Source organism: Pseudoalteromonas rubra (assembly GCF_000238295.3).
Lineage (GTDB): Bacteria > Pseudomonadota > Gammaproteobacteria > Enterobacterales > Alteromonadaceae > Pseudoalteromonas > Pseudoalteromonas rubra.
The window spans coordinates 95,283-107,757 of record NZ_AHCD03000032.1; the positions used below are offsets into that span (position 1 = coordinate 95,283).

General features: G+C 48.1%; 11 protein-coding genes. 7 read left to right on the plus strand and 4 right to left on the minus strand.

Annotation, left to right across the window (positions count from 1 at the left end; all coding sequences use genetic code 11):
- Window position 1: 1 nt before the first annotated feature.
- The 6 genes from PRUB_RS08630 to PRUB_RS08655 are packed head-to-tail and all read left to right on the plus strand — an operon-like array spanning window position 2 to window position 6,600.
- Window positions 2-1,981, plus strand: coding sequence for a methyl-accepting chemotaxis protein (locus PRUB_RS08630; protein WP_010385415.1), 1,980 nt, complete (start codon window positions 2-4; stop codon window positions 1,979-1,981).
- Between the two features lie 6 nt (window positions 1,982-1,987).
- Entirely contained in the window at window positions 1,988-2,557 is a 570-nt protein-coding gene (locus PRUB_RS08635; RefSeq protein ID WP_010385417.1) for a chemotaxis protein CheW, read from the plus strand.
- Between the two features lies 1 nt (window position 2,558).
- A complete protein-coding gene (locus PRUB_RS08640; protein ID WP_010385419.1) occupies window positions 2,559-3,104 on the plus strand; it encodes a chemotaxis protein CheW in 546 nt (181 codons plus the stop codon).
- 6 nt (window positions 3,105-3,110) lie between these two features.
- The gene (locus PRUB_RS08645) at window positions 3,111-3,914 is read left to right on the plus strand and encodes a CheR family methyltransferase (RefSeq protein WP_010385421.1); all 804 of its coding nucleotides are present in this window, start codon (window positions 3,111-3,113) and stop codon (window positions 3,912-3,914) included.
- Window positions 3,911-4,975 (plus strand): protein-glutamate methylesterase/protein-glutamine glutaminase, encoded by a 1,065-nt coding sequence (locus PRUB_RS08650; protein WP_010385422.1) that lies wholly within the window; start codon window positions 3,911-3,913, stop codon window positions 4,973-4,975. Before PRUB_RS08645 ends, PRUB_RS08650 begins: the two co-directional genes overlap by 4 nt.
- A gap of 5 nt (window positions 4,976-4,980) precedes the next feature.
- A complete protein-coding gene (locus tag PRUB_RS08655) occupies window positions 4,981-6,600 on the plus strand; it encodes a bifunctional diguanylate cyclase/phosphodiesterase (protein WP_010385423.1) in 1,620 nt (539 codons plus the stop codon).
- Window positions 6,601-6,628: 28 nt separating this feature from the next.
- Here PRUB_RS08655 and PRUB_RS08660 read toward each other — a convergent pair whose 3' ends face one another.
- The 3 genes from PRUB_RS08660 to PRUB_RS08670 are packed head-to-tail and all read right to left on the minus strand — an operon-like array spanning window position 6,629 to window position 9,761.
- Entirely contained in the window at window positions 6,629-7,855 is a 1,227-nt protein-coding gene (locus PRUB_RS08660; protein WP_010385424.1) for a lipoprotein-releasing ABC transporter permease subunit, read from the minus strand.
- Between the two features lie 3 nt (window positions 7,856-7,858).
- Window positions 7,859-8,557, minus strand: a complete 699-nt coding sequence (gene lolD, locus PRUB_RS08665) for a lipoprotein-releasing ABC transporter ATP-binding protein LolD (RefSeq protein ID WP_010385425.1) — start codon at window positions 8,555-8,557, stop codon at window positions 7,859-7,861.
- Window positions 8,550-9,761 carry a lipoprotein-releasing ABC transporter permease subunit gene (locus tag PRUB_RS08670; RefSeq protein WP_010385426.1) on the minus strand — a complete coding sequence of 404 codons (1,212 nt, stop codon included), beginning with the start codon at window positions 9,759-9,761 and terminating at the stop codon, window positions 8,550-8,552. The genes lolD and PRUB_RS08670 overlap by 8 nt, the downstream gene beginning before the upstream one ends.
- 168 nt (window positions 9,762-9,929) lie before the next feature.
- On the opposite strand from PRUB_RS08670, the gene PRUB_RS08675 reads away from it, so the two are divergent.
- Window positions 9,930-11,597, plus strand: a complete 1,668-nt coding sequence (locus tag PRUB_RS08675; protein ID WP_021032851.1) for a SulP family inorganic anion transporter — start codon at window positions 9,930-9,932, stop codon at window positions 11,595-11,597.
- On the opposite strand, the gene PRUB_RS08680 is transcribed toward PRUB_RS08675, so the two are convergent.
- Entirely contained in the window at window positions 11,594-12,460 is an 867-nt protein-coding gene (locus tag PRUB_RS08680; RefSeq protein WP_010385429.1) for a LysR family transcriptional regulator, read from the minus strand. The two genes, PRUB_RS08675 and PRUB_RS08680, sit on opposite strands and share 4 nt — an antisense overlap.
- Window positions 12,461-12,475 lie beyond the last annotated feature (15 nt).

Here is a 12,475-nt window from a genome sequence, read left to right on the forward strand (position 1 = left end):
GATGTTTAAGAATCTGACCATCAAAAACAAAATCATTCTGGCCATGTTTACCATGGGGCTATTACTACTGGTGATTGCCGTGTCTGTGCAAATGAAAAATGGCCGTATAGAAGGATTTGCCACCGATGTCGGACAATACGACATACCTGAAGCCATTTATGCGCTGAATATGCTGGATGAACTGGGGGACATGAACAGCAATGTGCTGGAATACATTGCCGGTGAGGCCGACGAAAAAGCGGACTTTTTGTCAAACTACAGTGAATTCACTAACTATCTCGAAGATCTTAAGCGACTCAATTCTGTTGATACCAGCTACATTCGTCAGCTGGAAGATTTAGTACGTCGCTATGCCAGCGAGAATCAGGAGCTGATTTTCGACCGATTTGACCCCCTTCAGGAAGAAAAAGCCGTCGAAAAATATGAGTACATCAATCGAGAGTTCGCGGAACCGCTCGAAAGTTTACTTGACTCCCAAAAAGAGGCCGAAGTGGCTGATGCCGGCAGCAGTGGCGACTTTGCCGAAGTGGTCAACGATGATTTACCCGGGGTACGTTACTATCTGGAGCTGATTGACGAACAAGGCGACATGATGGGGTCACTTAATGCTTATATGCGTGGTCGGGTGGGTGCAACCGCTGCCTTTGAAAAAGACGCCCGTACCTTTTCTAATTTTCTCTCAGAGCTTAAACCTCTGGAAAGAAAACCTCTGGAAATTAAAGCCATTGGTGACATAGAACGCATGTATCTGGGTCTCTACAACGGTGGTAAAGAAATTTTTGCTATGTATGACCCAAAACAAAAGATCCAGGCTTCCAAAGATGTGGACCGACTGGAGCACGACATCTTTAGTAAAATAGAGGAAATACTGGAAAAGATCTCCAACGAGGCGATAGCTGAGAGCACCACTTCACTCAACGATCTTATGTCTGCCGCCAGGGACAGTATTAAGCTTGTCTGGGGCTTACTTATTGTTGCTATCGTCCTCGCCATCGCCACCGCCGCTTTTTTGATACGAGGCATAGTGCTGCCTATCAATGCGCTGGCAGAAGCAGCGGAAGACCTGCGTTCAGGGGAAGGCGACCTGACCCGTCGTATACCGGATTTTGGTAATGACGAAATAGGTCAAACCGCACAAAGCTTCAATGGCTTTATCGAACGGCTGCAAAATATCCTGCTGGATATCCAGGAATCTGTTGAGTCCATTGCCCACAGTACCAATGAAGTAAGCACTACTTCTCGTATGCTCAGTTCCACCTCCAATCAACTGGCAGCCAGTGTGGAAGAAACTTCAGCATCGCTGGAACAAATGAGTTCGTCCATTTCAATGAATACCGAAAACTCCAAAATGACCAATGACATTGCCAAGCAATCCAGCAGCGAGGCAAACGATGGTGGCCAGGCTGTAAAAGATACTGTTCAGGCCATGACCCAGATAGCAGAGAAAATCGGCATCATCGAAGACATCGCATACAAAACCAATCTCCTGGCCTTAAATGCCGCCATTGAAGCGGCCAGAGCCGGTGAACACGGCAAGGGCTTTGCCGTGGTGGCTGATGAAGTACGTAAGCTCGCAGAACGGTCTCAGGTTGCCGCACAAGACATCAGTACACTTGCCGACAACAGCGTTAAAATCGCACAACACGCAGGCGCCATGCTCGACAGAATGGTACCCAACATTGGCAAGACCGCCGATTTGGTGCAGGAGATCACCGCGGCGTCGACAGAACAAAGTACCAGTGTGGCTGAGATTAATCGTACCGTGGCTCAGCTTGATGAAATTGCGCAACAAAATGCATCCGCATCAGAGGAACTCGCCTCAACAGCCAAAATGGTTCAGGATCAAACCGGAGATATTCGCTCGACCGTGGGCTACTTTAAATTGAGTAACAATGGCCGCAGCCACAAAGGCCGTCAGTCTAATGTCATTCACGACAGTAGCCATAGCCGCGAAGATGGTTACACCCCATTTGATGAGTAATGCGCGATGAGTGAACTAGTACATAACCCAGTCACCGCGGCCTATGATCTTGATAAGTATCTGGCTTTTGAGCTCAACGGCGCATCGTATTCAATCAGTATTTCCATTGTCAGAGAGATCATGGAATATATCGAAGTGGATAAAATTCCCATGGCACCGGATTTCATTATCGGTGCCATCAACCTCAGGGGCCTGGTCATTCCTGTTTTTGATTTATCCGTTCGACTGAACAAACCCGCACAGCCCAACACCAATCGTACCTGCATTATTGTCGCTGAGTGCAACTATAAAGCGCAGAATATTACTGTCGGCCTGAAAGTCGATATGGTCACTAAGGTGCTGGATATTCCTGCACATGAGATTGACCAGGTGCCCAGTATTGCAGGTCAGTTTCATAGCCGTTTTGTGTATGGTTTGGCTAAACTAACAGACAATCTGATGACCATACTGGACATAACCAAAATACTGACGCTGGATGATGTGCAGTTGTTTGACGACTTACAACAACATAATAAACAACTTGCACTGGAACTGACACTCGACTCTGACCCCGCACACTCCTACGAGGAAAGGTGATATGAACTCAGCGCCCACTCTCACAGACAGCAATAAGACCACCGAAGAACTCCATTCACTGTTAGTGTCGATCGGGTATGATACCTTTGGCATTCCGATAGAGTCCGTGAAAGAAGTCATTGAGCTGACCGACACGACGATGGTCCCTATGTGCAATCAGGTGATCCGGGGCGTGATCAATGTCCGGGGCAGTGTTATTCCGGTTCTGGATATGCAGCACCGCCTGATGCTGAAAAACCCTCAGCCTTACAACAAATACAGTTGTATCGTGTTATATGACTTTTATGATCCCAGTCTGGACGAAGTTATGACCCTCGGCATGCTGGTCAGCAGCGTAATGTCTATTCAGTTTATCAATTGCAATCAGCTTGAGGACTCCCCCTCTTTCGGAGCCAATATCCCTCGTCACTTTGTCTGGAAAATGGCTAAAATTAATAATCAGCTCACCATTTTGCTCGACATGAACAGTGTACTCAATATCAGTGAGATTAATACGCAACTGAAATCCTCCCAGGCTGAATTCTTCTCCCGATTTTGTCAGCGTTAGGCAGCAATGGCGATTTCAACTCTGGAGTTTCAGCAACTCAACCGCCTGTTTGAGCAGCATACCGGGATCAGCCTGGGTAAAAACAAAGCAGATATTGTGGCAAGCCGCCTTGCCAGCCGACTGCGTGCCAGACGCTGCCCTTCTTTCAGCAAGTATTATCGCTTGTTAATGACACCCGAGGGACAAGAAGAGCTGCAAGTGTTTATTGATAAACTCACCACGCATGAAACCTATTTTTTCAGGGAGCAGGCCCAGTTTGAGTTTCTTTATCACTACTATCAACATAATCGTCCACGCCACTCTCCCATTCGGGCCTGGAGTGCCGCCTGCTCAAGCGGAGAAGAGGCGTACTCACTGGCCATGATACTGGACGACTTATTCTATAACCGACCATGGCATGTTATCGGCACAGATATTTCTGAAATGTCTGTGCTTATGGCCAGAGATGCGCGCTATGCCATATCTACCGTAAGCAAAATTCCCAAACGCTATCGGATCCGTTATTGCCTGAAAGGAACGGGTAAAAATGCCGATAACTTCACGCTGATCTCAACGCTAAAAAAACAATGCAGCTTTCAGGAAGACAACCTGTTACACCTAACCACGGTAGATTTTTCATTTGATGTGATTTTTCTGCGTAATGTACTCATCTACTTTGACAAATCCAAACAACAAGCCATCCTGAATAATATCATCAAACGTTTAAACCATGGTGGTTTACTCTTTTTGGGACACTCGGAAGCCATGCGAGACAAGCCTGCTTGTCTGCAAACCCTGAGTCCCTGCATATACAAGAAGGTTGCCTTATGACCAGCGTCTTCATCATCGATGATTCCGCCCTGATGCGCCAAGTCATGAGTGAGATCATAGCCCATGAACGTACCTTAGTGGTCAGCGGCACCGCCCCCGACCCCATCATTGCAGAGCGAAAGATGAATATAAATTGGCCGGATGTCATTTTGTTGGATGTGGAAATGCCAAAAATGAATGGCATCACTTTCCTGAAGAAAATTATGCAGGAACGCCCTACGCCGGTGATCATCTGCTCGGCACTGGCGCAGGAAAAAACCACTACCGCCATGGAAGCACTTGCTTGTGGCGCTGTGGATGTGATTGCCAAACCCACTCACGGGCTGGGAGACTTTTTACACAGTGACTCAGTGTCGCAAATCATTGACGCTATTAAAGGGGCGACTAAAGCCAAAGTCCGTCAACTCAAATACCTCGAAGAAGGCACCTTTCGCGAGCTACATACGACAGAAGAAGTGCTACCTGCCCACAAAACTGCACAGCCACCAGACAGTGCCGGAAAAGTGATTGCCATTGGCGCTTCGACAGGCGGAACTGAGGCGATCGCCCGACTTTTACAGCAGCTCCCAGCCCATTCACCGCCGATTGTTATCGTCCAGCACATGCCAGGTAAGTTCACGGCTGCGTTTGCTCAACGCCTTAACGACATCACACCTCATAGCGTAGAAGAGGGACAAACTGCCACTCGCATCCGCCGTGGCCATGTGTATATCGCCCCAGGTGGCCAGCATATGTTGGTAAAACGCCAAGGCTCGGACTACTATTTAGAGATACGCGATGGACCACTTGTCAGTCGCCACAAGCCTTCGGTGGATGTGTTATTTCGCTCCGTAGCCCAGTCGGTAGGTAATCATGCCCTTGGAATTATTCTCACCGGCATGGGCAATGATGGCGCAAGTGGTTTACTGGAAATGAAGCAAAAGGGAGCGGTGACTTTTGCAGAAAGCGAGTCCAGTTGTGTGGTCTTTGGTATGCCGAAAGAGGCCATCGCGAGGGGGGGCGCCGATAAAATTTATGCGCTGAGCAACCTCCCTTACCAGATCCAAAAAGCGCTTGGGTGATCTGTATGAAAAACCAATTAAGTCAATTACTGCACATTGCTTATCTTAGCTATGACAGGCAGGGACAGATCATCTCCATCTCTGACGCTGCCGAGCAAACACTCGGCCTAAAGCCCGGGGATATACTATCGCAAAAGCTGGTTTTTATTGATGAAGACTTTGCTGAGCTTAATCTCAGTGAAATCTTGTTCGACCCTATCTTTGATCAAATTGAGCTGGGTATCAGCATTGATAACAGCAGCGTTACCTGGGTCAGACTATACAGCTTCAGGCAAGACGACCAATATTACCTGAGGCTCGAACCCATTGAAGAGCTGATCTCCATCAGACGCCTGAATAAACAGCTCGCAATCCGTGATCCTCACACCGGGTTGCTGTATCGGGATGCCTTCATTAACAAAATTAAAGAGCAACCTCATCAGGGCACCATTTGCTGTGTCCGGATCTGCAATTTTCAACGTATTTCCGAAGTCTGGAATATTGGTGTTGCCAACCTGGTATTTATGGAGATACTGGCACGATTTCAGGGGGAATTTGATAAAGGTATATTTTCTAAACACTCTTCCGACTGTTACTGCGTGTTCATTCCGAATACGGTTCCACTGAATATCGAAACCTTATACAAGCAACTGAACGAGCCCTTTAATTTTAACGGCAACAGTTTCTACAGCAATGTTTCGCTGGGTTACTATAAAGAGCAGCCCAGTGACGACCATGAGTTAAGCCTGAACAAAGCAGAAATGGCAACCTTTGATGCACTGTCAGATCACAACCGCCTGGTCGAGTTCAAAGAGACATTGGCCAGGCAAATTGAACGACAAAACAAAATTGAAACCGGCCTGCGCAGTGCCCTTTATCAGGATAACCTCGCTGACAGCTTTGAAGTCGTCTTTCAGCCAATTCATGACACCAAAACAGAGCGCCTGATTGGGGCTGAATGCCTCATGCGCTGGGAGCTTGATGGTCAGCCTATACCGCCTACCGAATTTATTCCAATCATTGAAAGTACGGGCGAGATCAACAAACTAACGCTATTTACGCTGAGCCAGATTAATAAGCTAAAAGGTTTACTGGCGCAAGAGCACATTGAGGCTCGCCAGTTTCGTTTTGCCATTAACATCAGCGTAGTTGAAATTCTTGACGTTAACTTTACTACCCGTTTGCTGCAAGCACTGGAGAAGCTGTCGCTTAACCCTGCTAAAATTAAGCTGGAGCTCACTGAATCGGCCCTCATAGATAACTTTAATTATATTAATGAGATACTGCAAAAACTACAAAGCGAAGGACTGATGATATCGATTGATGATTTTGGTACCGGCTACTCCAGCCTGAGCTACTTGTGTAAACTCCATTTTGATGAAATTAAAATTGACCGGGCCTTTGTCACCCATGTCGTCAGTGACGGAAAAATGCAGTCGCTGTTCAATTCTATTGTGTCACTGGCAAAAAATCTCGATAAACCACTGGTCGCAGAAGGCATAGAACAATTAGACCAGATGATCTATGCCAAAGCCAAAGGGGTTGACTATATACAGGGATATTATTACAGCAAGCCGCTGAATATCACGGACTTCGTCGAGTATGTTGTAGCTGATAAATCCAGCTACCTGCACTTTGAAGAGTAACGCATACACTGGGTATGCGTTACCTTTACTAGCCTCCCAGGACTCTGGCTGGATCTACTTTTACAGCCTGCCAGGCCGGGTAAAGACAAGATAATACAGAAATAACAAGCGTAATAGACAACACTGAAATCACATCTAGCCAATCCAACTGACTGGGCAAAAATTCAATAAAATAAACGCCCTGCAACGGGTTATCTCCATCAAGCTCAATCCAGGCACGGAATAAGTCTGAAATATTCAGCGCCAGTAGAATACCGACAAACAAACCAACCAGAGCGCCTATTAGCGCATAACTAACGCCCTGGATCGCAAAGGTCGCAAAGATAGTGCTATCTCTGGTCCCCATGGTTTTTAGAATTGCAATATCCGCTTGCTTTTCTTTCACTTCCATTACCATAGACGACACAATATTAAAACTGGCAACCGCAATGATCAAAAATACGACCAGGTACACTATGGTTCTCACCATTTGAATATCCTGATAGAGACTCCCCTGCGTGCGAAACCAGCTATTAACGTAAACCAGATCAGGTAACGCCCGGCCCGCAGTCATTGCAACCTGATGCGCGGAGAATACATCCTCAACTTTTGCCCGTAGTCCCGTCACTTGATCATCCGAAAGCCCCATTGCCTGCTGCAACCGCTTCACAGAGACCAAAGCCAGTGACCGGTCAATGGGTCCTCCCATATTAATCACATCAGCTAACACAAAATTCAGCCGCTTTGGGGCTGCCAGGGGGGAAGCGGCCTGTGAATTTGCCACTAACAGCGTGACTTTATCCCCGCGCTCTACACCCAACTCTGTGGCAATATGCCGCCCTAAGACGATGTCATTGTCGGTCAACTCGCTCAGTGAAGTATCAGCAATAAATTGTCCCACATCTGATACCTTATGATGAGAAAGAAAATCTATCCCCTTCACTTCAGCGGCCTTCAGCTCACCACGAAACTGTACCATGGCTGTGACCGATATTTCAGGCACCGCGGCCACGATACCTTGTTGCGCTTCCAGCAATCGCACTTTGTCAGGCCAATTTGAAATTGGGTCGTAAGGCGCCTGGTAAGCGACATGAGGAACCACAGACAGTAAACGCGTTTTCAGCTGTTGTTCAAACCCATTGATCACAGAGAGTGCGACGATAAGCACCGCCACCCCCAGCATGACACCGAGCGTTGATGATTTACTCAAAAACCCGATCATACCAGCCTGATGCTTGGATGCGCGCAATCGGTTACTGATAAACACACTCAACATGGCTCAAGCCTCACTATGCAAGGCATGCTCAATCAGCACACCGTCGTCCAGCGCTACGGCACGGCCCAGTTTTGCCGCCAGCTCGAGGTCATGTGTTACCACCACAAAGCTGGTTTTTAAATCCCGGTTTAATTCTTTCAGCAAGGCATAGATTTTCAATGCATTTTGCTTATCCAGATTACCTGTAGGTTCATCTGCTAATACCAATGCGGGACGCGTGACCAGCGCCCTGGCTATGGCAACCCGCTGACGCTCCCCGCCTGATAACTCCGACGGTCGATGGCCACCGCGATGAGCGAGACCGACCTTGCCCAACATTTCCTCGGCCTGTGCCTGTGCAGCTTTAGGCGGCTGACCGGCAATCAGCAAAGGCATAGCCACATTCTCCAGTGCGGTGAAATCCATCAGGAGGTGATGGAACTGATAAATAAAGCCCAGATTTTGATTACGAAAATCCGCTTGTTTGCGACGTGATAACTGAGCAACATCGGTACCTTTAATTTTCACTGAACCACTGCTGGCGGTATCCAATGTGCCCAATATATGCAACAAGGTACTTTTTCCTGAGCCGGAACTGCCGACGATGGCCAACATATCGCCCTGTTCAAGTGCCAGATCAACGCCTTTTAACACTTCAACCTGCTGGCCCGCTTCATCATAAGCCTTATTCAGACCCTGACATTCAATTACTAAATCACTCATACCTTAACACCTCAGCAGGAAGCACTTTTGCGGCTTTAAACGCCGGATACAATGTTGCCAGAAAACTCAAAATCAGACTGGTTGCAACAATCAAACTCAAACTCAACCAGTCAAACCTGACCGGTAACTCAGCACCACCCAGCAAAGATAGCCCGCTGATTGCCAGCACTTCGTTGATATGACTGGCCAGCAGATAACCAAACACGGTGCCGATCAGCGTACCAACCACACCGTTATACAACCCCTGGATCATAAATACCCGTGCTATGGCGCCAGGTGCCAACCCCAGGGTTTGCAAAATGGCGACTTCACCTTGCTTTTCACTGACCATCATCGACAAGGCCGACACAATATTGAATACAGCCACAATCACAATCAGTCCCAATAGTAAGGACATAATGCGTTTTTCCATAGCCACAGCAGCAAATAATGCCCCCTGTTGCACATGCCAGTCCGAGTATTCCAGCCCTGACAACAACGGTGCATGAACTGTTTTGAAATCATTGACCGCAAAGGCATCTTTCAACGTAATACTCACGTCAAAGTCCGTCGGTTTGCGTTTAAGCAGGCGTTGCAGGCTTTTACCATCGGCGAATGCCAGATTAACATCGGCCTCGCTATGGGTATTGTAAATCAGCGCGACTGTAAATAAACGCTGTTTGGGGACCCGCCCCATGGGCGTGTAACTGCTTATGTCGGGCATAATCACCCGGACTTTTTGACCCAATCGCACATCCAGCTGATTGGCCAGATAACGACTCAGCGCCAGTTGATATTTCTGTTCACGAAACTGCGCAAGGTTGCCGGCTTCTATGTGTGGCTCAAGTGCCGACGGATAGCCGGAAAAGGCGCCCTGCAGACGTACACCAACCAAATCTTTATTCGTTTGCAGGATCACATCACTGGTGACATAAGGAGTTACTCGCTTAACTTCTGGCAGTGCACTCAGTTTAGTCAACAGCGCCCCGGCGTCATGCGATGCTTCATCTGATGATTTGTGTAGCTGCACATGAGGGATTAAATCGAGCATGGCGTTTTTCAGGCTCTGCTCAAACCCATTCATCACAGAGCTGACTGTAATGAGCGCCATTAACCCGAGCGCTATCCCGGCAATGGAAAAAAACGAAATAAAAGATACAAACCCATTGCCCTTGGTGGCACGGCTGTATCTGAGCCCTATATAAAGGCTAACAGGCTGAAACATAATAGTTTATTTTTCTGCGTATAAGTTCAGTGCACGATACTAGCACAATCAAGAAAGCCGGGTCATACCCTTGACCCCAAAAAAAAGTGTAAAATTTTTTTAATAGTGGCTCTAAATTACACCGGGTTTTAGTGTAGAATGCGGCAAATCTCGCGGTATGGACCTTCAATGTTTTCGTTATCAAGATTTAAACATATGAATTTCAAGGGAGATTTGTTCGGTGGTGTGACCACTGCGATCATTTCCCTACCACTCGCCCTCGCCTTTGGCGTGGCATCCGGAGCCGGAGCTGAAGCCGGTATGTGGGGCGCAATTCTCGTTGGCCTCTTCGCTGCCTTATTTGGCGGTTCTACTTCTCTGATCTCAGAACCAACTGGCCCGATGACGGTCATTATGACAGCAGTTCTGACCACCATGATATCAAAATACCCCGAAGCGGGGCCGGCAATGGCCTTCACAGTGGTGATGATGGCGGGCGCATTTCAGATATTACTGGGCACGCTCAAGCTTGGTAAATATGTAACCCTGATGCCATACAGCGTGGTCTCCGGGTTTATGTCCGGAATTGGTGTCATCTTAATCATACTGCAACTGGCTCCCTTGCTCGGGCATCAAGCGCCCCCAGGCGGTGTGCCAGGTACGTTGTCCGCTTTTCCTGAGCTATTTCTCAATTTACATTTCTCTGAGCTCTTTTTAGGGGTCCTCACCTTAGGTGTGCTGTTTTACATGCCTAAGAAGTATCGCCAGTATGTGCCTGCTCAACTAGTTGCACTAGTCATTGTGACCTTAATCTCAATCTTGCTGTTTGATACTGACAGCATTCGCCGAATTGGTGAGATCCCCAGTGGCTTGCCTGAAATTGTCTGGCCAACTTTTACCCCGGAACTCTTTACCGAAATGGTTATCGATGCCCTGGTGCTGGGTACCTTAGGGTGCATTGATACCTTGCTGACAGCCGTTATCGGTGACAGTCTGACGCGTACAGAGCACGATTCTGATAAAGAACTACGTGGTCAGGGTATTGCAAACATGATTGCAGGCTTCTTCGGCGCACTACCAGGTGCCGGTGCCACCATGGGCACAGTTGTCAACATACAGGTAGGTGCACGCTCCCCATTAGCAGGGATTTTCCGCGCCCTGATCCTAATGGCCGTTGTATTTGTGGCTGGCAGCCTGACTGAACCGATCCCGATGGCTGTGCTCGCCGGTATCGCGGTATATGTCGGGATTAACATTCTGGACTGGAGCTTTATTCAGCGTGCACATAAACTCAGTATCAGTCAGATGGCCATCATGTATGGTGTTATGTTACTGACGGTTTTCGTCGATTTGATGGTTGCAGTTGGCCTGGGGGTCTTTATTTCCAATATTATGGTGATTGAACGCCTCAGCCGAGTTCAGGAACAACATGTAAAAGCCATCAGTGATGGTGATGCCGATGAAGATGTTCCACTTTCAACGCATGAGCGTGCGTTATTAGAGCAGGCCAAAGGCAAACTTTTGTTCTTTTATCTGTCCGGTCCGATGATCTTTAGTGTATCAAAAGCAATCACTCGCCAGCATCGCCATATCGGCGAATATAAAACCATGGTGCTTGATTTAAGTGATGTGGCCATGCTGGATGTGACCGTCAGCCTCGCTATTGAAAACGCCATCAGTGATGCACTGGATGCTGACTGTCAGGTCTTTATTTACTCACCAAATAAAGACACAAGTGAGCAGCTTCAGAAGTTCGATATTCGAAGCAAACTGGGTGACCATGCCTTCTGCAAGAGCCGCGAGCAGGCATTGACCAGCGCGCTGGAAGCGATGCAAAGCAATACTATTGAGGCCTAGAGCGCGTCGGCCAAAAAGTCTATTAACGCACGGATAGCCGTAGACAAATACTTTCTGGGCGGATACACCGCCCAGATCCCCTCCTCCATGGGTGCAAACGCATCCAGCACTGTTACTAATTCACCACGTTCAATGGCATCTTGCACATAATAGTGCGGTAGCTGAACAACACCTAACCCCTGCTTCGCCGCATCCAGCAACGCCCAGCCACTGTTGCATCTCAATGTACCAGTTACCTTAACATGCCGCTCTACGCCGTGATCCATAAAGCGCCAGTAATGTGCGTTGCCCAACAGACAATTCTGCCTTTGCAGATCTCTGATTGCTGTAATTGGGCCCTGCTGATTTAAGTATTGTGGAGAAACACACACCAAAGTGCGCCTTTGCGACAGGCGTTTTGCATGTAATGAGGAGTCTTTGAGTTGACCGATCCGAATTGCAAGGTCAACGCCCTGCTCCACCAGATCTAACTGCGCATTGGTCAGCTCCATATCGACCGTCACCGAAGGAAAACGACACATAAACTGATGTACCAACGGCATGATGTATTGTTCGCCGTACATCACAGGCGCAGTCAGCCTGATTTTCCCCGTTGGCTCACTGTCTCTTTGTCTCAGTGCCGCCGTTGCATCATCATAGGCGTGCTGGAGCAACCTGGCATGACCGAGAAACACCTGGCCCTCGGGTGTCAATGCCAGATTTCGGGTTGTTCTGGTTAGTAGCTGATAACCGAGCTCGGATTCCAACGTTTTAACCCGACGACTGACCTGCGCCACTGAAGTGTCCAGCTGCTGCGCTGCCGCTGTGAAGGAACCACTGGTCGCCACCGCGACAAACTCATCTAAACCTGACCATCTATCCATTATTACAAATACGTA